This window comes from Serratia sp. 2880STDY5682894, assembly GCF_001537385.1.
GTDB lineage: Bacteria > Pseudomonadota > Gammaproteobacteria > Enterobacterales > Enterobacteriaceae > Serratia > Serratia nevei.
Window position 1 is genome coordinate 252,945 of record NZ_FCJA01000004.1, and the last position, 19,604, is coordinate 272,548.

19 protein-coding genes are annotated in these 19,604 nt (G+C 61.0%); 17 read left to right on the forward strand and 2 right to left on the reverse strand.

Annotation, left to right across the window (positions count from 1 at the left end):
* Positions 1-23 precede the first annotated feature (23 nt).
* Positions 24-1,064 carry a 16S rRNA (guanine(1207)-N(2))-methyltransferase RsmC gene (gene rsmC, locus AWX27_RS11830; protein WP_049198058.1) on the reverse strand — a complete coding sequence of 347 codons (1,041 nt, stop codon included), beginning with the start codon at positions 1,062-1,064 and terminating at the stop codon, positions 24-26.
* A gap of 146 nt (positions 1,065-1,210) precedes the next feature.
* Between rsmC and AWX27_RS11835 the strand changes: the two genes are divergently transcribed.
* The 14 genes from AWX27_RS11835 (at position 1,211) to yjjJ (ending at position 15,068) form a co-directional block, all read left to right on the forward strand.
* The gene (locus tag AWX27_RS11835) at positions 1,211-1,648 is read left to right on the forward strand and encodes a DNA polymerase III subunit psi (RefSeq protein WP_060422298.1); all 438 of its coding nucleotides are present in this window, start codon (positions 1,211-1,213) and stop codon (positions 1,646-1,648) included.
* Complete coding sequence (gene rimI, locus AWX27_RS11840) at positions 1,593-2,036, forward strand: ribosomal protein S18-alanine N-acetyltransferase (protein ID WP_060422302.1); 444 nt, start codon at positions 1,593-1,595, stop codon at positions 2,034-2,036. The genes AWX27_RS11835 and rimI overlap by 56 nt, the downstream gene beginning before the upstream one ends.
* Before the next feature lie 151 nt (positions 2,037-2,187).
* Positions 2,188-3,777, forward strand: a complete 1,590-nt coding sequence (prfC, locus tag AWX27_RS11845; protein ID WP_038878480.1) for a peptide chain release factor 3 — start codon at positions 2,188-2,190, stop codon at positions 3,775-3,777.
* 517 nt (positions 3,778-4,294) lie between these two features.
* Positions 4,295-4,909 (forward strand): molecular chaperone OsmY, encoded by a 615-nt coding sequence (gene osmY / locus AWX27_RS11850; protein WP_060422308.1) that lies wholly within the window; start codon positions 4,295-4,297, stop codon positions 4,907-4,909.
* A gap of 161 nt (positions 4,910-5,070) precedes the next feature.
* Positions 5,071-5,232, forward strand: a complete 162-nt coding sequence (locus tag AWX27_RS24530; protein ID WP_004857650.1) for a DUF1328 domain-containing protein — start codon at positions 5,071-5,073, stop codon at positions 5,230-5,232.
* A 68-nt stretch (positions 5,233-5,300) separates the two neighbouring features.
* The gene (locus AWX27_RS11855; protein WP_060422311.1) at positions 5,301-5,486 is read left to right on the forward strand and encodes a CsbD family protein; all 186 of its coding nucleotides are present in this window, start codon (positions 5,301-5,303) and stop codon (positions 5,484-5,486) included.
* 10 nt (positions 5,487-5,496) lie between these two features.
* The gene (locus tag AWX27_RS11860) at positions 5,497-6,615 is read left to right on the forward strand and encodes a patatin-like phospholipase family protein (protein ID WP_060422316.1); all 1,119 of its coding nucleotides are present in this window, start codon (positions 5,497-5,499) and stop codon (positions 6,613-6,615) included.
* Positions 6,612-7,394: a TatD family hydrolase gene (locus tag AWX27_RS11865; protein ID WP_060422321.1), complete on the forward strand. Its 783-nt coding sequence runs from the start codon at positions 6,612-6,614 to the stop codon at positions 7,392-7,394. The genes AWX27_RS11860 and AWX27_RS11865 overlap by 4 nt, the downstream gene beginning before the upstream one ends.
* 184 nt (positions 7,395-7,578) lie before the next feature.
* Positions 7,579-8,856: a NupC/NupG family nucleoside CNT transporter gene (locus tag AWX27_RS11870; RefSeq protein ID WP_038630188.1), complete on the forward strand. Its 1,278-nt coding sequence runs from the start codon at positions 7,579-7,581 to the stop codon at positions 8,854-8,856.
* Between the two features lie 370 nt (positions 8,857-9,226).
* Entirely contained in the window at positions 9,227-10,006 is a 780-nt protein-coding gene (gene deoC, locus AWX27_RS11875; protein ID WP_004933072.1) for a deoxyribose-phosphate aldolase, read from the forward strand.
* Positions 10,007-10,072: 66 nt separating this feature from the next.
* The gene (gene deoA / locus AWX27_RS11880; RefSeq protein ID WP_019454991.1) at positions 10,073-11,395 is read left to right on the forward strand and encodes a thymidine phosphorylase; all 1,323 of its coding nucleotides are present in this window, start codon (positions 10,073-10,075) and stop codon (positions 11,393-11,395) included.
* Positions 11,396-11,465: 70 nt separating this feature from the next.
* Positions 11,466-12,689, forward strand: coding sequence for a phosphopentomutase (deoB, locus tag AWX27_RS11885; protein ID WP_049198074.1), 1,224 nt, complete (start codon positions 11,466-11,468; stop codon positions 12,687-12,689).
* Positions 12,690-12,855: 166 nt separating this feature from the next.
* Entirely contained in the window at positions 12,856-13,587 is a 732-nt protein-coding gene (gene deoD, locus AWX27_RS11890) for a purine-nucleoside phosphorylase (protein WP_004933059.1), read from the forward strand.
* A gap of 137 nt (positions 13,588-13,724) precedes the next feature.
* Complete coding sequence (yjjJ, locus tag AWX27_RS11895) at positions 13,725-15,068, forward strand: type II toxin-antitoxin system HipA family toxin YjjJ (RefSeq protein WP_060422325.1); 1,344 nt, start codon at positions 13,725-13,727, stop codon at positions 15,066-15,068.
* A gap of 1 nt (position 15,069) precedes the next feature.
* Here the strand turns inward: yjjJ and AWX27_RS11900 are convergent, their stop codons facing one another.
* Complete coding sequence (locus tag AWX27_RS11900; RefSeq protein WP_060422328.1) at positions 15,070-15,753, reverse strand: YtjB family periplasmic protein; 684 nt, start codon at positions 15,751-15,753, stop codon at positions 15,070-15,072.
* Between the two features lie 110 nt (positions 15,754-15,863).
* Here AWX27_RS11900 and serB point away from each other — a divergent pair, with 110 nt between their 5' ends.
* The 3 genes from serB to nadR are packed head-to-tail and all read left to right on the forward strand — an operon-like array spanning position 15,864 to position 19,576.
* Entirely contained in the window at positions 15,864-16,841 is a 978-nt protein-coding gene (serB, locus tag AWX27_RS11905) for a phosphoserine phosphatase (protein ID WP_016929162.1), read from the forward strand.
* Between the two features lie 19 nt (positions 16,842-16,860).
* The gene (radA, locus tag AWX27_RS11910) at positions 16,861-18,246 is read left to right on the forward strand and encodes a DNA repair protein RadA (protein WP_025159617.1); all 1,386 of its coding nucleotides are present in this window, start codon (positions 16,861-16,863) and stop codon (positions 18,244-18,246) included.
* 58 nt (positions 18,247-18,304) lie between these two features.
* Positions 18,305-19,576 (forward strand): multifunctional transcriptional regulator/nicotinamide-nucleotide adenylyltransferase/ribosylnicotinamide kinase NadR, encoded by a 1,272-nt coding sequence (gene nadR, locus AWX27_RS11915; RefSeq protein ID WP_049198077.1) that lies wholly within the window; start codon positions 18,305-18,307, stop codon positions 19,574-19,576.
* Positions 19,577-19,604: the final 28 nt, after the last annotated feature.

Consider the following 19,604-nt stretch of genomic DNA (forward strand, 5'->3'; position numbering starts at 1 on the left):
TGTCGTTTTCCGCCAACGGCGAATTATTTCTTCTTCGGCGCGCGCGGTGGGCGGCCGACGGTGGCCTGATACACCTTGAAGCGGCCGTTCTGCGCCAGCACTTCGTGGCTGCCGAAGGTGGCGTCCAGAATGTCCGGGTACGGCAGGAAGGCGTTGGCGACGATGCGCAGCTGGCCGCCGATCGGCAGGTGTTTCACCGCGCCGCGGATCAGGGTTTCGGCGGCGGTCAGGCTGGTCTGCAGCCCGTCGTGGAACGGCGGGTTGGAGATGATCATGTCGAAACGGCCGGTGATGTCGGAGTAAACGTTGCTGACGATCACTTCGCCTTCGATGCCGTTGGCGGCCAGCGTCGCGCGGCTGGATTCCACCGCGGCGGCGTTGACGTCGCTGAGGGTCAGTTTCACCTTCGGCGACAGCTTGGCCATCACCGAGGCCATCACGCCGGCGCCGCAGCCGATGTCCAGCACCTTGCCTTTCATGTGTTTTTCCAGCGTCGACAGCAGCAGTGAGCTGCCGACGTCCAGGCCGTCGCGGCTGAACACGCCCGGCAGCGTTTTCACTTCCAGATCGTGCAGCTGATAGCTGTCCCACCAGTCGTTCAGGTCGAATTCGGTCTGCGCGTCCAGGCGGCCGTGATACAGGCCGCAGCGGCGCGCGCTGTCGATTTTCACCAGTGCAACGTGGCCTTCCAGCGTTGGCTCGGCGCTGCGCACGCCGCTGCGGTTTTCACCGACCACGAACACGTCTACGCCCACCGGCAGCAGCGCCAGGATGTTGCACAGCTGGAATTGCGCTTCCTGCTTGCTCTTCGGCCAGTAGTAAACCAGCGTGTCGCAGTCGGCGACGAAAGCGGGATCGACGGTCAAACCGAACTGCACGTTATCGCCCATCGTCCGGTTCAGTAACTGCCAGTGATGGTATTGCTGAGTGTGGACGCGCACGTCCGCGGCCTCGAATTGGGCCGGCAGGCTGTCCTGCAGGTCGCCGGCAAACAGCACGCGGCGTTCGATAAATTCATCACTGTGGCGCAGCATGACTTCACTGGCGGGGGTTAATGCAGACATCAGATATTGGCTCCTGGAAATGAGACCGGGGATTATAGAGCTTTGTGGCGATATGTTCGACGGGTTTGTTGGCGCGGGCTGCGCGGGTTTGTTAGCATAGCGCGGCGCATGGCAGGCATGGCGCACCACAACGGGTAGGAATCGGCATGGCATCAAAACGCGACTGGCTGTTACAACAACTGGGTATTACGCAGTGGACATTGCGCCGCCCGAGCGTGTTGCAGGGCGAAGTGGCGGTCAGTCTGCCGCCCGAGGCGCGCCTGCTGGTGGTGGCGCAGACGCTGCCCGCGCCCGACGATCCGCTGTTTTGTGACGTGCTGCGTAGCCTGGGGCTGACGCCGGCGCAAACCTACAGCCTGACGCCGGAACAGGCGGCGATGCTGCCTGAAGAGACCGCATGCAACAGTTGGCGGCTGGGCGTGGCGGAACCGCTTGCGGTCGCCGGCGCGCAGCTACACAGCCCGGCGCTGGCCGAGCTTTCCCAAGACGCGGGGGCCAAACGCGCCCTCTGGCAGCAGATTTGTCATCATGAACACGATTTCTACCCTGACGGCGGCCGACCTGGCCACGGCCTTCACCATTGAGCAAGCCAGCCACGCTTTCCCCTGGACGGAAACCACCTTCGCCAGCAATCAGGGCGATCGCTACCTTAACCTGAAGCTGAACGCCGATGGGGAAATGGCGGGATTCGCCATCACGCAGATCGTGCTGGACGAAGCCACGCTGTTCAACATCGCCATTCATCCGCGGTGGCAGCGCCGGGGCTTTGGCCGCCTGCTGCTCAACGCGGTGATCGAACAGCTGGAGAGCCGTGGCGTGGTGACGCTGTGGCTGGAGGTGCGTGCCTCCAACCAGGCGGCGATCGCACTGTATGAAGATCTCGGTTTCAACGAGGTCACCGTGCGCCGCAATTATTACCCGAGCGCCCACGGCCGCGAAGACGCGATCGTGATGGCGCTGCCGCTGGCGTAATCCGCCCGGCCGGTAAAAGCATTGATTGTCACCGGTTGGCAAATCGGCGAAAATGCCCGGCTGTTATCTTTTATTCACCGCTTTGCCCGGCGCCGCGATCGGCGCGTTCTGATGATGTCGCAGGGCGGACTAACCGTAGAACCTGAAAACCATGTCTCCTAGTGAATTTGCCCGCGAAGTCTCCAAAAGAAGAACTTTCGCCATCATCTCGCACCCCGATGCCGGTAAAACCACCATTACCGAAAAAGTGCTGCTGTTCGGACAGGCGATCCAGACCGCCGGTACGGTAAAAGGCCGTGGCTCCAGCCAGCACGCCAAATCCGACTGGATGGAAATGGAAAAGCAGCGTGGGATCTCGATCACCACCTCCGTGATGCAGTTCCCGTACCGCGACAGCCTGGTTAACCTGCTGGATACCCCGGGGCACGAAGACTTCTCTGAAGATACTTACCGTACCCTGACCGCCGTCGACTGCTGTCTGATGGTGATCGACGCCGCCAAGGGCGTTGAGGATCGTACCCGTAAGCTGATGGAAGTCACCCGTCTGCGCGACACGCCGATCCTGACCTTCATGAACAAACTGGACCGCGACATCCGCGATCCGATGGAAGTGATGGATGAAGTCGAGCGCGAACTGAAGATCGCCTGCTCGCCTATCACCTGGCCGATCGGCTGCGGCAAGCTGTTCAAGGGCGTTTACCACCTGTACAAGGATGAAACCTACCTGTATCAGACCGGTAAAGGCCACACCATCCAGGAAGTGCGCATCGTCAAAGGCCTGGACAACCCGGAGCTGGATGCGGCGGTGGGCGAAGATCTGGCGGCGCAGCTGCGCGATGAGCTGGAGCTGGTGCAAGGCGCTTCCCACGAGTTCGATCAGGAGGCTTTCCTGAGCGGCGAGCTGACCCCGGTGTTCTTCGGTACCGCACTCGGTAACTTCGGCGTGGATCACATGCTGGACGGTCTGGTGGCCTGGGCGCCGGCGCCGATGCCGCGCAAAACCGACACCCGCGAAGTGACGGCGGCGGAGGAGAAATTCACCGGCTTCGTCTTCAAGATCCAGGCCAACATGGATCCGAAACACCGCGACCGCGTGGCCTTCATGCGCGTGGTGTCCGGCCGCTACGAGAAGGGCATGAAGCTGCGCCAGGTGCGCACCGGCAAAGACGTGGTGATCTCCGACGCGCTGACCTTTATGGCCGGCGACCGTTCGCACGTGGAAGAAGCCTACCCGGGCGACATCATCGGCCTGCACAACCACGGCACCATTCAGATCGGCGATACCTTCACCCAGGGTGAAGACATGAAGTTCACCGGTATTCCGAACTTCGCGCCGGAGCTGTTCCGCCGCATTCGCCTGCGCGATCCGCTGAAGCAGAAACAGCTGCTGAAGGGACTGGTGCAGCTGTCCGAAGAGGGCGCAGTACAGGTGTTCCGTCCGATCGCCAACAACGATCTGATCGTCGGCGCGGTCGGTGTGCTGCAGTTCGACGTGGTGGTGGCGCGTTTGAAGAGCGAGTACAACGTGGAAGCGCTGTACGAATCGGTCAACGTGTCGACCGCGCGCTGGGTCGAGTGCGACGACGTGAAGAAGTTCGAAGAGTTCAAGCGCAAAAACGAGATCAACCTGGCGCTGGACGGCGGGGACAACCTGTCCTACATCGCGCCGACCATGGTGAACCTCAACCTGACGCAGGAACGCTATCCTGACGTGACCTTCCGCAAAACCCGCGAACACTGATCGCTCGGCAGGGCGCCCAGTGCGCCCTGCACGCTTCTCCTATCCTCACTGCGCTAATTAATAAATCTTCCTCATATTTTATCCTGCGAACCGCTATCGCCAGGCGATGTTCGTTCGGCCTGCGTTTTCCGTCTGATGGTCTATCTTTAACGAGATGTCCGCACATTGCTTGAGAGTAAATCACTGTAATACGCTATTTGTTTGGTGAGTTATTCTGATGTGTTGCCGATAGGAGACAGTCAGTGTCTTTAAATATCAATGAGATAGCCATATTTCAGTTTTGTGTAACTTAGCCTGTCGTCAATAGACGACAGTTTTTTGATTAAAAATCCGGCTGAAAGATTTTTATCTTTGATAATTAAGGTGTTTTTTGAGTTGGCACGGCCGTTGCAATACTCCTGTCGTGAACGCTTAATCGTATAGCGATGATGAAGTATTTACCGAGAAGGCCGCGTGAAGGTGGCCGCAGGGTTCCGGCGCTTTGGCGTCGAGAGCCCCCAACAAAAGGAAGAGATCGATGAAAAAGACCAAATTTGTACACTCGCTGATGGCTGTCGTATTGGGTTCTGCTTTGGTAAGCGGCAGTGCGCTGGCCGAAGACAGTCTGCTCAACAAGGCGTCTAACGCCGCGGATAGTGCCGGTGCCAAAATCGATAGCTCCATGAAAAAAGTTGACGGTTACATGGATGACAGCGCGATAACGGCTAAAGTTAAAAGTGCGTTGGTGGAAGATAAGACCATCAAAAGTTCTGACATTTCGGTGAAAACCGAAAAAGGCACCGTGATCCTGAGTGGGTTCGTCGGCAGCCAGGCGCAGGCGGAGCATGCGGTCGCGGTCGCCGGTAAGGTGGAAGGCGTCAAGACCGTCAGCGACAAGCTGCACGTGAAAGATGAAGCCAACCAGTCGATCAAATCGTATGCCGGCGACACCGCCACTACCAGCGAGCTGAAAGCCAAGCTGCTGGCCGATGACATCGTGCCGTCGCGCAATGTGAAAGTGGAAACCACCGATGGTGTGGTGCAGCTTTCCGGTGAGGTGAAAACGCAGGCGCAGTCTGAGCGTGCGGAAAGCATCGCCAAGGCCATCGACGGCGTGAAAAGCGTGAAAAACGACCTGGTGGTCAAGCAGTAATTCCGCCAGGCGCCCGTAACAAGCAACAACAAGCCGCATCTGTCGGGCCGTGAAGGCGGCCCGGCATGTAACACCAAAAAAAGAAACTGATTTGCCGTCGGCGTCCCGTTGTCGGGGCGGTAGACAGCAGCGAATTTTTTCACAATGGTAAGGAGAAGCTTATGTTTCGTTGGGGCATTATCTTTTTAGTCATCGCGCTTATCGCTGCGGCGCTGGGGTTCGGTTCGTTGGCGGGCACCGCTGCCTGGGCGGCTAAAATCGTGTTCGTTGTCGGAATCATCCTGTTCCTGGTCAGCCTGTTCACCGGCCGCCGTCGCCCTTAGCCGGCGGGCATTTTCCCGTAAACTGTAACAAAGCTTAACTCCTTTTCTCACGTCGGGGAGGGCCGGCCATGAACAGCGACATCATCGTCGGGCGCTGGAAACAGCTGAAAGGCCAGGTATGGCAGGCGTGGGCAGAATGGTCAGGCAGCGATTATGCCTGGCTGGCCGGCAGCAACGATTTCCTCGCCGGCGTACTGCAAGAGGATTACGGAAGAGAGCGAGACGCGGTATCCTCGGAGAAAACGTCTCACTGAGGATGCCAAGTTGGGATACAGAATACCCATCACGCTCGGCAATATAGAACCGCTGGCGTCTAAACCCTTTCGGCCAGGCAAGATGGCGCTGGTCTGCGAAGGCGGCGGCCAGCGCGGCATTTTCACCGCCGGCGTGCTGGACGAGTTTCAGCGCGCGGGCTTTAACCCTTTCGATCTGCTGATCGGCACGTCGGCCGGCGCCCAGAATCTGTCCGCCTATATCTGCGGGCAGGTGGGCTACGCGCGTCGGGTAATCACCCGCTACACCACCTCGGCCCAGTTCTTCAATCCGCTGCGCTTCGTGCGCGGCGGGCATCTGATCGATCTCGATTGGCTGGTCGATACGGCGGCGGCGCAGATGCCGTTGGCGATGGACGTGGCGGAACAGCACTTTACCGACGGGCGCGAGTTCCTGCTGTGCGCCTGCCGCAGCGATGACTTTGAGCCGACCTACCTGCCGGCGCAGCGCGAACGCTGGCTGCCGGCCATCAAGGCGTCCAGCGCCATTCCCGGTTTTTATCGCCAGGGCGTGGAGCTGGACGGCGTCAGCTATCAGGACGGCGGCATCAGCGATGCGATCCCGGTGGAAGAGGCCTATCGTCGCGGCGCTGACACCATCGTGGTGATCCGCACCGTGCCCTCGCAGATGTACTACACCCCGCAGTGGATGAAGCGCATGGAGCACTGGCTGAGCGACAGCAGCCTGCAGCAGATGGTGCGCATCCTGCAGCATCACGAGCAAAGCTATCACCGCATCCAGCGCTTTATCGAGAAGCCGCCGGGCAAGCTGCGCATCTTCGAAATCTTTCCGCCGAAGCCGCTGGCCAGCAATGCGCTGGGCAGCCGACTGGGGTCGCTCAATCAGGATTATCACCTGGGGCGCCGCTGCGGCCGTTACTTCCTGGCCACCGTCGGCCAGTGGATGGCGCAGCCGGAGCCGGACGGCATGAAGGTGAAAAAAGCGCTGTCGCGCCGCCTGATCCAGCCGGAGAACGTCAGAATGCCTTCGCCGATCGTGACCGATATCGTCATGCCGTCCGAGCTGGGCGCGCAGCCGGAGGCCGCGGTAGCGGCGCCGAAGATCATTCTGCCGGGTGATTTGCCGCCGGGTGAAGGGGGGGCGCTGTGAGTTACGCCTTTACCGATACTCACTGCCATTTCGATTTTCCGCCCTTTACCGGGCATGAGGCCGAGAGCCTGACGCGGGCGGCAAGCGCCGGCGTGCAGCGCATCATCGTCCCGACGGTCACCGCCGATCGCTTTGCCCGGGTGCTGCGACTGGCGCAAGATCACGCGCCGCTGTTCGCCGCGCTGGGGCTGCACCCGTTGTATATCGCGCAGCATCATGAGCCGCAGTTGGAGCAGCTGGCAACGCTGCTGGCCGAACGGCCGCGCAAGCTGGTGGCAGTGGGGGAGATCGGGCTCGATCTGTATATGGACAACCCGCAGTTCGAGCGCCAGCAAAGCGTGCTGCTGGCCCAGCTGAGGCTGGCGAAACAGCATGACCTGCCGGTGATCCTCCATTCGCGCCGCACCCACGATCAGCTGGCCGCGGCGCTGCGGCGCATGCAGTTGCCGCGTCGCGGCGTGGTGCACGGCTTCGCCGGCAGCCTGTCGCAGGCGCAGGCCTTTATCCGCCTCGGCTATTACATCGGCGTGGGCGGCACCATCACCTATGAGCGGGCGCAAAAAACGCGCGGCGTGATGGCGCAGTTGCCGCTCGAGGCGCTGCTGCTGGAGACCGATGCGCCGGACATGCCGCTGGCCGGCTATCAGGGGCAGCCGAATCGCCCCGAACGCGCCGCCGAGGTGTTTCAAACGCTGTGCGAGCTGCGGCCGGAACCGGCCGACGAGATTGCCGCCCACCTGCAACGCAATACTCAGGCACTGTTCGCCATGCCGGATTGATGGGTTTATAACGTGACTTGCGTCACGTTATAAGATTTTCATTTGCGTCTCGTTGTATACATTTGTGACATAAATCGGTGCGAGGGTGACCTCGCTCAGTATAATCCCCCCCGAAACACTCCAATAGCAGACCTCTCTTCATGAGCAGGGATGTACTTTATTTTTTGCAACAGGGAAACTTTGCATGCAACTCATCATGAGTCTGGTCGGTATGGCGGTGCTGATCGCCATTGCGGTGCTGCTCTCCAGCAACCGCCGGGCCATTAAACTGCGCACCGTCGTGTGGGCGTTCATCATCCAGATCGGCATCGGCGCGCTGGTGCTGTACGTGCCGCTGGGCCGCAGCATCCTCGGCAGTATGTCTAACGGCGTGGCAAACGTTATCGCCTACGGCAATCAGGGCATTTCGTTCATTTTTGGCGGGCTGGTGTCCGACAAGATGTTCGAGGTGTTCGGCGGCGGCGGCTTCGTGTTCGCGCTGCGCGTTCTGCCGGTGATCGTGTTCTTCTCCTCGCTGATTGCGGTGCTGTACTACCTCGGCATCATGCAGTTGGTGATCCGCGTGCTGGGCGGCGGTTTGCACAAGCTGCTGGGCACCTCGCGCACCGAATCGCTGTCGGCGACCGCCAACATTTTCGTTGGCCAGACCGAAGCGCCGCTGGTGGTGCGCCCGTATATTGCCACCATGAGCCAGTCAGAATTGTTCGCCGTGATGTGCGGCGGCCTGGCCTCGGTAGCCGGTTCGGTATTGGCGGGGTATGCGCAGATGGGCGTGCCGCTGGAATACCTGATCGCCGCGTCCTTCATGGCCGCGCCGGGCGGGCTGCTGTTCGCCAAGCTGATGGTGCCGGAAACCGAGCAGACTCACGATAAAGACGATGCGATGAAACTGATCGCCGAAGAAGAGCGTCCGGCCAACGTGATCGACGCGGCGGCTTCCGGCGCAGCCTCCGGCATGCAGCTGGCGCTGAACGTCGGTGCGATGCTGTTGGCGTTTATCGCGCTGATCGCCTTGCTTAACGGCATTCTCGGCGGTATCGGCGGCTGGTTCGATTATCCGCAGCTGTCGCTTGAACTGATCCTCGGCTGGGTGTTCTCGCCGATCGCCTTCCTGATCGGCGTGCCGTGGAGCGAGGCGATGACCGCCGGTTCGTTTATCGGCCAGAAGATCATCGTCAACGAGTTCGTCGCCTACATGAACTTCGGCGCCTATCTGCGCCCGGACGACGTGGTGGCGGCGGAAGGCCTGCAGGTGCTGTCGACCCACACCAAGGCGATCATCTCCTTTGCGCTGTGCGGCTTCGCCAACCTCTCCTCGGTGGCGATCCTGCTGGGCGGTCTGGGCAGCATGGCGCCCAACCGTCGCCACGACATCGCGCGTTTCGGTCTGAAGGCCGTGGCGGCGGGCACGCTGTCCAACCTGATGAGCGCCACCATCGCCGGTTTCTTCCTGGCGCTGTAAGCCATCCCGGAGCCCGCGACGGCGCGACCGATCGCGGGACTCCGCCTATACTCTAAGCAACGCGGGTGCTTGCCGCACCCGCGATCTTCAGCCGCTTCTTTAGCGAATTTGTGAACGATATCGCGTTATTTTGTGATGTTCTTCACATATAATTCCGGTCTGTTACAGTGTTATTTCATATAGTGTGACGATGAACGCGAATCGCCCTTGGCATTCGTGTTCAAATAGCTATTACTGGCCGGCCGCAAGGCGGGTGGCCATGTGCGGTGAGAAGGATCTCAGTTGCCGCCGCGGGAACGCCGTTCCCCTGCGCTATCTTCATGGAACCAAGTCCGCTCGCCAACACCCAGGTACTCAGTTGGAGAGTTTTATGACCGAATTAACCGCAGCAGCGCAACGTGCGCTGAACCTGATGGATTTAACCACGCTGAATGATGATGACACCGACGAGAAAGTGATCGCCCTCTGTCGTCAGGCCAACAGCCCGGCCGGCCACACGGCGGCCATCTGCATCTACCCGCGTTTTATCCCGGTAGCGCGCAAGGCGCTGCGTGAGCAAGGCACGCCGGATATCCGTATCGCCACCGTGACCAATTTCCCGCATGGCAACGACGATATCGACATCGCGCTGGCGGAAACCCGCGCGGCCATCGCCTATGGCGCGGATGAAGTGGACGTGGTGTTCCCTTACCGCGCGCTGATCGCCGGCAACGAACAGGTCGGCTTCGAGCTGGTGAAACAGTGCAAGCAGGCTTGTCAGGCGGCCAACGTGCTGCTGAAAGTGATTATCGAAACCGGTGAGCTGAAGCAGGCCGACCTGATCCGCAAGGCGTCCGAGATCGCCATCAAGGCCGGGGCGGACTTTATCAAGACCTCCACCGGCAAGGTGCCGGTCAACGCCACGCTGGAAAGCGCCGAGCTGATGATGTCGGTGATCCGCGATCTGGGCGTGGCGAAGACGGTGGGCTTCAAGCCGGCCGGCGGCGTGCGCACCGCAGAGGATGCGCTGCATTATCTGCAACTTGCCGATCGTATTCTGGGCGAAGGCTGGGCCGATGCGCGGCATTTCCGCTTTGGCGCTTCCAGCCTGCTGGCCAGCTTGCTGACCGCGCTGGGCCACCAGACCCAGACCGCCGGCGGCGGCTACTGATCGATTTCGTTGGCGGGCGCCAGGCGCGCCCGTCTGCACCGACTCTCGGCGACACAGGGGGATGCTTTGTTCCTGGCTCAAGAAATTATTCGTAAAAAACGCGACGGCCAGCCGTTAAGCGAAGCGGAAATCCGCTTTTTCATCAACGGCATTCGCGACAACGTGGTGTCGGAAGGGCAGATCGCCGCGCTGGCGATGACCATTTATTTCCATGACATGAGCATGCCGGAGCGCGTGGCGCTTACCATGGCGATGCGCGATTCCGGCACCGTGCTGGATTGGAAGAGTCTGGCGCTGAACGGCCCGATCGTCGACAAGCATTCGACCGGCGGCGTGGGCGACGTGACCTCGCTGATGCTTGGCCCGATGGTGGCGGCCTGCGGCGGCTATGTGCCGATGATCTCCGGCCGCGGCCTGGGGCATACCGGCGGCACGCTGGACAAGCTGGAAGCCATTCCGGGCTTCAATATTTTCCCGGACGATAACGCCTTCCGCAAAATCATTCAGGACGTCGGCGTGGCGATCATCGGCCAGACCAGCTCGCTGGCGCCGGCGGACAAACGTTTCTACGCCACCCGCGACATTACCGCTACCGTGGATTCGATCCCGCTGATCACCGCCTCCATTCTGGCCAAGAAGCTGGCGGAAGGGCTGGATGCGCTGGTGATGGACGTGAAGGTCGGCTCCGGCGCCTTTATGCCGACCTATGCGCTGTCGCAAGATTTGGCGCAGGCGATCGTCGGCGTGGCCAACGGCGCGGGCTGCAAGACCACCGCGCTGCTGACTGACATGAACCAGGTGCTGGCCTCCAGCGCCGGCAACGCGGTGGAAGTGCGCGAAGCGGTGCGCTTCCTGACCGGCGAATACCGCAACCCGCGCCTGCTGGAAGTGACGCTGGCGCTGTGCGTGGAAATGCTGCTGTCCGGCGGCCTGGCGCAAGACGAGGCCGACGCGCGCGCCAAACTGCAGGCGGTGCTGGACAACGGCAAGGCGGCGGAGGTGTTTGGCCGCATGGTGGCGGCGCAGCAGGGGCCGATAGACTTCGTCGAACGCTACGATAGCTATCTGCCGGCGGCAACGCTGAGCAAGCCGGTGTATGCTGAAAAGCCGGGCATCATCAGCGCCATGGATACCCGCGCGCTGGGCATGGCGGTGGTTTCGCTGGGCGGCGGCCGTCGCCGGGCGAGCGACGCCATCGACTACAGCGTTGGTCTGACCGAAGTGGCGCGCCTGGGCGATAAAGTGGATGCCCAGCAGCCGTTGGCGATGATCCACGCCAACGATGAAGAGAGCTGGCAGCAGGCGGCCGATGCGGTGCGCAGCGCAATGACGCTGAGCGACAAGGCGCCGGAAGCGACGCCGGTGGTGTATAAGCGCATCACGGAATAACCCAAGAATCAGGAACGGCCGCGGCTTTTTCGCGGCCGTCCAAAGCGTGAGAACACGCAGGAGAGCACAGATGAAACGCACATTTATTATGGTATTGGACTCCTTCGGCATCGGCGCCAGCGAAGACGCCGAACGTTTTGGCGACCAGGGTTCCGACACCCTGGGCCACATCGCCGAGGTTTGCGCGCGCGGTGAGGCCAACGTGGGCCGCCAGGGGCCGCTGACGCTGCCTAACCTGAGCCGTCTGGGCCTCGGTAAAGCGGCGGAAGAGTCCACCGGCAACTTCCCGCAGGGGCTGGACCGCAACGCCGACATCATCGGCGCTTACGCTTACGCCAGCGAGCTCTCTTCCGGTAAAGACACGCCGTCGGGCCACTGGGAAATCGCCGGCGTGCCGGTGCTGTTCGACTGGGGCTACTTCACGGACGAGCACAACAGCTTCCCGCAGGCACTGCTGGACAAGCTGGTCGAGCGCGCCAAGCTGCCGGGTTACCTGGGCAACTGCCACTCGTCCGGCACCGTGATCCTCGATCAGCTGGGCGAAGAGCACATGAAAACCGGCAAGCCGATTTTCTACACCTCCGCCGACTCGGTGTTCCAGATCGCCTGCCATGAAGAAACCTTCGGCCTGGATCGCCTGTATGAACTGTGCGAAATCGCGCGTGAAGAGTTGACCGAAGGCGGGTACAACATCGGCCGCGTGATCGCGCGTCCGTTCGTCGGCGATAAGCCGGGCCACTTCCAGCGCACCGGCAACCGCCACGATCTGGCGGTAGAGCCGCCGGCGCCGACCGTGCTGAAAAAGCTGGTGGATGAGAAGGGCGGTGAAGTGGTGTCGATCGGTAAAATCGCCGACATCTACGCCAACGTCGGCATCACCAAGAAGGTGAAGGCGACCGGCATCGACGCGCTGTTCGACGCGACCCTGATCGAAATGGAAAAGGCCGGCGACAACACCATCGTGTTCACCAACTTCGTGGACTTTGACTCCTCCTATGGCCACCGCCGCGACGTGGCGGGCTACGCCGCCGCGCTGGAGCTGTTCGACCGCCGCCTGCCGGAGCTGCTGAAGCTGGTGAAAGACGAAGACATCATCATCTTCACCGCCGACCACGGCTGCGACCCGACCTGGCCGGGCACCGACCACACCCGCGAGCACATCCCGGTGCTGGTTTACGGCCCGAAAGTGAAGCCGGGCTCGCTGGGCCACCGCGAGACCTTTGCCGACATCGGCCAGACCGTCGCCAATTATTTTGGCCTGTCGCCGATGGATTACGGTAAGAGCATGTTCTAAGCCCTGTCTTTCAAGCCGCAGCGTTGTTAGCTTCACGCGTGAACCCCAGTCACTTACTCAAGTAAGCTCCTGGGGATTCACCCGCTAGCTGCCTGGCTGCAACTCGACATTCAAGGCTTAGATGTTTGACGTTTTTATTAAATAAGATTTCTAAAGGAAGAAAATTATGGCTACGCCGCACATTAATGCTGAGATGGGTGATTTCGCTGACGTAGTACTGATGCCGGGCGATCCGCTGCGTGCAAAATACATCGCCGAAACCTTCCTGGAAGGCGCGGTGGAAGTGAACAACGTGCGCGGCATGTTGGGCTTTACCGGTACCTACAAAGGCCGCCGCATCTCCGTAATGGGCCACGGCATGGGCATCCCGTCCTGCTCCATCTATGCGCGCGAGCTGATCGCCGAATTCGGCGTGAAGAAGATCATTCGCGTGGGTTCCTGCGGCGCGGTGCGTGACGATATCAAACTGCGTGACGTGGTGATCGGCATGGGCGCGTGCACCGACTCCAAGGTGAACCGTCTGCGCTTCAAGGACAACGACTACGCGGCGATCGCCGACTTCGACATGGTGCGCAACGCGGTCGACGCGGCGGCGGCGCAGGGCATCCCGGCGCGCGTGGGCAACATCTTCTCCGCCGATCTGTTCTACACGCCGGATCCGGACATGTTCCAGGTGATGAAGAAGTACGGCATCCTGGGCGTGGAAATGGAAGCGGCCGGCATCTACGGCGTGGCGGCGGAGCTGTATGAAGAGTTCGGCTGCAAGGCGCTGACCATCTGCACCGTGTCCGACCACATCCTGCGTCACGAAGCGACCACGGCGGCGGAACGCCAGACCACCTTTAACGAAATGATCGTTATCGCGCTGGAATCCGTGCTGCTGGGCGACAAAGCGTAATACCCCGGCGGGCGTCATCATGGCGCCCGCCCGTCAATCTATTCATTCCGCTTGGCCAGTTTTGGCTAACGCTTTACCTTTCTGCCGTTTAACGCTATTACTTCCTCTATCAATCTATTCACCAATCTATTCATCTGATGATCACCGTTGAACAAGTTTTGCGTCATGGGCCAGCTACGGCTCGTCAACTGACAGAAGCGTTAGGCATCAGCCAGCCGACGCTATCGCGCCGTATCCGCGAACTGGCGGGCGCAGTATTGATCCTCGGTAAAGGTAAGGCGACGCGCTATGTATTGCGGCGCGGGATCGGCGGTGAGAGGCAGTTTCCGCTGTATCGGGTTGATGAACGGGGTAAGGCGCACCTGTTTGCCACACTTTGCCCGCTGTATCCTGCCGATAACTGTGCGGTGTGCGATGAGCGCAGCGGAGAGTGGCAGCTCTATGACGGCATACCATGGTATTTGAACGACCTACGGCCGATTGGCTTTCTCGGGCGAGCCTGGGGAAAAGCAGCGGCGCGCGAGTTGAATTTGCCGGAGGATGTGCGGCGATGGGATGAAGGCCAACGCTTGTTGGCGCTCTGCCGTTATGGCGAAGACATGACCGGCGATCTGCTGCCTGGTGCCGACAGCTATCAGCGTTGGTTAATGCGGGACACTGCCGTCGCCATCACGGTGGAAGATAAAACCGAGCGTTACGCCGCATTGTCTGTCCAGGCGCTGGCCGGGGAACTGGTGGGCTCTTCCGCCGGTGGCGAGCAACCCAAATTTGCCGCCTATACTGAGCTGGCGCCTGGGCGCCGTGCGCATGTGTTGGTGAAGTTCAGCCTGGCGCCGACGCATGTCATTGCACAGCGCTGGAGCGATTTGCTGATCGCCGAGTCGCTGGCGTTGCAGACGGTCGCCGCTGCGGGATTGCCTGCCGCATCGGCGCAAATCCTGTTCGGCGCCGACCGGCAATGTTTTTTAGAGATTGAGCGCTTTGATCGCATCGGTGAAGAAGGGCGGGTAGCGATGGTGTCGCTGGAGGCACTGGATGCTGAGTTCAGCGGCAGCGGCCACGCCAACTGGGTCGTGGCCGCCGAGCGGCTATTGCAGCAAGGGGTGATCAATCACTCAGTCTACCAACGGATTGCCCTGTATTGGGCCTTTGGCCGGTTGATCGCCAACAGTGATATGCACCAAGGCAACCTGTCGTTCTTGCGAATAACCCAGCGGCCGGTCATGTTGGCGCCTTTGTACGATATGCTGCCGATGGCTTTTGCCCCGGCAAGCAGCGGCAATCTGCGCCATGACGCGGTGGAGATCCGTTTGAGCAATGAGGTGGGCGGTGCTGTCTGGCGGCAAGCTGAGCTATTGGCTCTCGAGTTCTGGCGGCGAACGGCGCAACATGACGACATCAGCGATGCCTTCCGCGCGATTGCCGAGCAAATGCTGGCGCAACTGCAGAAGCTGCACGAACGCATTCAGCACCTGGCCTGAGTTACCCCTGCTTCGGCGCTTCCTGTTTTTTCTCCGGCGCATCCTCTTCGTCGTCTTCCACCGTATTGCCTTCTGCCAACGGCGTGTTGGCGGTCAACAGGTACGGCGACTGCTGCCAGCGGCTGCGGCGGTGTTGCAGCAGGGTGCGCGCCAGAATGATGCCGATCGCCAGCGCCAGCAGGATCATCAGGCGCAGCAGGTTGGTGGTGTTGTCTACCTGCTTGGATTCGGTCGCCAACACGTGGGTGTCGAGGGTGATGCGGATAAAGCCGATCGGGCCGTCTTTGCCCTGAATGGATTCGACCAACTGGTGGTTGAAGTAGCTGCCGGCGCGTTTGCCGTCGAGCGACAGGCGATCGCGTATACTTATCTGTTCCCCGGCGTGGGAGACCAGCGTGCCGTCCAGCTGATACACGCTGACGTCGAGAATGCGGCTGTGATCGGTGAGCTGTTTGAGGATGGCGTCGATACGCGGGGTGTTGCCGTCGTCGTCCAGCAGCGGTGCCAGGCTGTAGGCGACCTGTTTGGTCAGCGTCTGCGCCAGTTCTTCAACCTGTTCGGATCGCGCCATTTGGTGACTCAGGCTAAAATAAGAGGCGCCCTGCATCAGCAGCACCAGCAAAGCCAGGCAAATCAGGATAATAGCGGTGCGGTGCAGGCGAAATTTCAGTTTAGCGCGAGCCATGCAGGTTCCTTGGGCATCGGGGACACTTTATGTTGCCAGAACCGCTGGCGATAGGATAGCTTGATGCGTCGTTTTATCATGCAGCGTTTTTGTCCATTCAGGAGTCAATGATGTCAAACAGTCTGACCTATTGCGATCTTCCGGCGGAGATCTCTCAATGGCCGGGTCTTCCCCTTTCGCTCAGCGGCGACGAAGTGATGCCGCTGGACTACCGGGCGGGCAATACCGGGTGGCTGTTATACGGCAGAAAGCTGGACAAGGCGCGCATTACGCAATTCCAACGCAAGCTCGGCGCGGCGATGGTGATCGTCACCGCCTGGGGCGTGGACGACTATCAGGTGGTGCGGTTGGCGGGCACGTTGACGCCGCGCGCCAAGCTGTTGGCGGCGGAGAGCGGGCTGGACGTGGCGCCGCTCGGCAAGATCCCACACCTGCGCACGCCGGGGCTGCTGGTGATGGACATGGATTCGACGGCGATCGAGATCGAATGCATCGACGAGATCGCCAAGCTGGCGGGCGTCGGCGAGCAGGTGGCGGAAGTCACCGAACGCGCGATGCGCGGCGAGCTGGACTTTACCGCCAGCCTGCGCCAGCGCGTCGGCACGCTGAAAGGGGCCGACGCCAACATCCTCAAGCAGGTGCGCGACGAGCTGCCGCTGATGCCGGGGCTGACCAGCCTGGTGGGCAAGCTGCAGGCGATGGGCTGGCATGTGGCGATCGCCTCCGGCGGCTTCACCTACTATGCCGAATACCTGCGCAACCGGCTGCGGCTGGTGGCGGCAGCGGCCAATGAGCTGGAGATCCGCGACGGCAAGCTGACCGGCGAAGTGCTGGGGCCGGTGGTGGACGCACAGTTCAAAGCCGACACGCTGCTGCGGCTGGCGGAGAAGCTTGAGATCCCGCTGGCGCAGACCGTGGCCATCGGCGACGGCGCCAACGATTTGAAAATGATGCAGGCGGCGGGGTTGGGCATCGCCTACCACGCCAAACCGAAAGTGTATGAAAAAGCGCAGGTGGCGATCCGGCATGCGGATCTGATGGGCGTGCTGTGTATTCTCACCGGCAGCCTGAAACACGAAGTGCGATAACGAAAGATTGAGGTAAGACGTGGCAAAAGCGGCAAAACGGGCATTTGTGTGCAATGAGTGCGGGGCGGACTATCCGCGTTGGCAGGGGCAGTGCAGCGCCTGTCATGCCTGGAACACCATCACGGAAGTGCGTTTGGCCGCGTCGCCCGCAGCGGCGCGCAACGATCGCCTCAGCGGTTATGCCGGCGACGCCGGCGTCAGCAAGGTACAGAAGCTGTCGGAAATCAGCCTTGAGGCGCTGCCGCGCTTCACCACCGGCTTTCTCGAGTTCGACCGCGTGCTGGGCGGCGGCGTGGTGCCCGGCAGCGCCATTCTGATCGGCGGCAACCCCGGCGCCGGCAAGAGCACCCTGTTGCTGCAGGTGCTGTGCAAACTGTCCGAACAGATGAAAACCCTGTACGTCACCGGCGAGGAGTCGCTGCAGCAGGTGGCGATGCGCGCTCACCGTCTGGGGCTGCCGACCGGCGGCCTGAACATGCTGTCTGAAACCAGCATCGAGCAGATCTGCCTGATCGCCGAGCAGGAGCAGCCGAAGCTGATGGTGATCGACTCGATCCAGGTGATGCACATGGCGGACATTCAGTCTTCGCCGGGCAGCGTGGCGCAGGTGCGGGAAACCGCCGCCTATCTGACGCGCTTCGCCAAGACGCGCGGCGTGGCGATCGTCATGGTCGGCCACGTCACCAAAGACGGCTCGCTGGCCGGGCCGAAAGTGCTGGAACACTGTATCGACTGTTCGGTGCTGCTGGATGGCGACGCCGATTCCCGCTTCCGCACCCTGCGCAGCCACAAGAACCGCTTCGGCGCGGTCAACGAGCTGGGCGTGTTTGCCATGACCGAACAGGGGCTGCGCGAAGTCAGCAACCCTTCGGCGATCTTCCTCAGCCGCGGCGACGAAGTCACCTCCGGTAGCTCGGTGATGGTGGTGTGGGAAGGTACCCGGCCGCTGCTGGTGGAGATCCAGGCGCTGGTGGATCACTCGATGATGTCCAACCCGCGCCGCGTGGCGGTGGGCCTGGAGCAGAACCGGTTGGCGATCCTGCTGGCGGTGCTGCACCGGCACGGCGGGCTGCAGATGTCGGATCAGGACGTGTTCGTCAACGTGGTCGGCGGGGTAAAGGTCAGCGAGACCAGCGCCGATCTGGCGCTGCTGATGTCGCTGGTTTCGAGCCTGCGCGATCGGCCGCTGCCGAACGATCTGGTGGTGTTCGGCGAAGTGGGGTTGGCGGGAGAGATTCGCCCGGTGCCGAGTGGCCAAGAGCGCATCTCCGAAGCGGCCAAGCACGGCTTCAAGCGCGCCATCGTGCCGCACGGCAACATGCCGAAGAAGCCGCCGGCCAACATGCAGGTGTTCGGGGTCAAGAAGCTGGCGGACGCGCTGGACGTGCTGGAAGAGTTTTATTAATGTCGCCGACGGCGAGAAAGATATGCTATTTTGTTTAGCATACTAAACGGAGGTGGCCATGCCGCAATTTGATTACCTGAAGACGTCCATTAAGCAAAAGGGCTGTACTTTGCAGCAGGTGGCGGATGCCAGCGGCATGACCAAAGGCTATCTCAGCCAGCTGTTGAACGACAAGATCAAAAGCCCGAGCGCGCAAAAGCTCGAGGCTCTGCACCGTTTTCTCGGGCTGGAGTTCCCGCGTAAAGAGGTTAAAGTCGGCGTGGTGTTTGGTAAATTTTACCCGCTGCACACCGGCCACATCTACCTGATCCAGCGCGCCTGCAGCCAGGTGGACGAGCTGCACGTTATCTTGTGCCATGACGAGCCGCGCGATCGCGAGCTGTTCGAGAACAGTTCGATGTCGCAACAGCCGACGGTCAGCGATCGCCTGCGCTGGCTGCTGCAAACCTTCAAGTACCAGAAAAACATCCATATCCATTCGTTCGACGAGCAGGGCATCGAACCCTATCCGCACGGCTGGAACGTGTGGAGCGACGGCATGAAGGCCTTTATGGAACAGAAGGGCATCGTGCCGAGCTTCATCTATTCCAGCGAAGCGCAGGATGCGCCGCGCTACCGCGAGCATCTGGGCATCGAAACCATTTTGGTCGACCCCGAGCGTTCGTTCATGAACATCAGCGGCAATCAGATCCGCCAGGATCCGTTCCGCTATTGGGACTACATCCCGACCGAGGTGAAGCCGTTCTTCGTGCGCACCGTAGCGATCCTCGGCGGCGAATCGAGCGGCAAGTCGACGTTGGTCAACAAGTTGGCCAACATCTTCAACACCACCAGCGCCTGGGAATATGGCCGCGATTACGTGTTTTCGCACCTGGGCGGCGACGAGATGGCGCTGCAGTATTCCGACTACGACAAAATTGCCCTCGGGCAGGCGCAATACGTGGATTTCGCGGTCAAGTACGCCAACAAGGTGGCGTTTATCGATACCGATTTCGTGACTACGCAGGCATTTTGCAAAAAGTACGAAGGGCGTGAACACCCCTTCGTGCAGGCGCTGATCGACGAATACCGTTTCGATCTGGTGATCCTGCTGGAAAACAACACGCCGTGGGTGGCGGACGGCCTGCGCAGCCTCGGCAGCACCGCCGATCGCCTGGCGTTCCAGCGCCTGCTGGAGGAGATGCTGCGCGCCAACAACATCGAGTACGTGCACGTTGAGTCCAGCGATTACGAAGAGCGTTTCCTGCGCTGCGTCGAGCTGGTGCAACAGCTGCTGGCGGCGGACGCCGGCCGGTTGAGCGCGCCCGCCCATCGTCACGCGGCAGGCTGAGTAAAATTAGCGTAATGTGCGATCGATG

What these genes read in the sequence shown, in the direction of transcription:
- rimI (WP_060422302.1), top strand. Translation starts at nt 1,593, where the DNA reads ATGAACACGATTTCTACCCTGACGGCGGCCGACCTGGCCACGGCCTTC.
- nadR (WP_049198077.1), top strand. Translation starts at nt 18,305, where the DNA reads ATGCCGCAATTTGATTACCTGAAGACGTCCATTAAGCAAAAGGGCTGT.
- AWX27_RS11900 (WP_060422328.1), bottom strand. Translation starts at nt 15,753, where the DNA reads ATGGCTCGCGCTAAACTGAAATTTCGCCTGCACCGCACCGCTATTATC.
- yjjJ (WP_060422325.1), top strand. Translation starts at nt 13,725, where the DNA reads ATGATCACCGTTGAACAAGTTTTGCGTCATGGGCCAGCTACGGCTCGT.
- deoC (WP_004933072.1), top strand. Translation starts at nt 9,227, where the DNA reads ATGACCGAATTAACCGCAGCAGCGCAACGTGCGCTGAACCTGATGGAT.
- AWX27_RS11835 (WP_060422298.1), top strand. Translation starts at nt 1,211, where the DNA reads ATGGCATCAAAACGCGACTGGCTGTTACAACAACTGGGTATTACGCAG.
- serB (WP_016929162.1), top strand. Translation starts at nt 15,864, where the DNA reads ATGTCAAACAGTCTGACCTATTGCGATCTTCCGGCGGAGATCTCTCAA.
- rsmC (WP_049198058.1), bottom strand. Translation starts at nt 1,064, where the DNA reads ATGTCTGCATTAACCCCCGCCAGTGAAGTCATGCTGCGCCACAGTGAT.
- AWX27_RS11855 (WP_060422311.1), top strand. Translation starts at nt 5,301, where the DNA reads ATGAACAGCGACATCATCGTCGGGCGCTGGAAACAGCTGAAAGGCCAG.
- deoD (WP_004933059.1), top strand. Translation starts at nt 12,856, where the DNA reads ATGGCTACGCCGCACATTAATGCTGAGATGGGTGATTTCGCTGACGTA.
- deoB (WP_049198074.1), top strand. Translation starts at nt 11,466, where the DNA reads ATGAAACGCACATTTATTATGGTATTGGACTCCTTCGGCATCGGCGCC.
- AWX27_RS11870 (WP_038630188.1), top strand. Translation starts at nt 7,579, where the DNA reads ATGCAACTCATCATGAGTCTGGTCGGTATGGCGGTGCTGATCGCCATT.
- prfC (WP_038878480.1), top strand. Translation starts at nt 2,188, where the DNA reads ATGTCTCCTAGTGAATTTGCCCGCGAAGTCTCCAAAAGAAGAACTTTC.
- osmY (WP_060422308.1), top strand. Translation starts at nt 4,295, where the DNA reads ATGAAAAAGACCAAATTTGTACACTCGCTGATGGCTGTCGTATTGGGT.
- AWX27_RS24530 (WP_004857650.1), top strand. Translation starts at nt 5,071, where the DNA reads ATGTTTCGTTGGGGCATTATCTTTTTAGTCATCGCGCTTATCGCTGCG.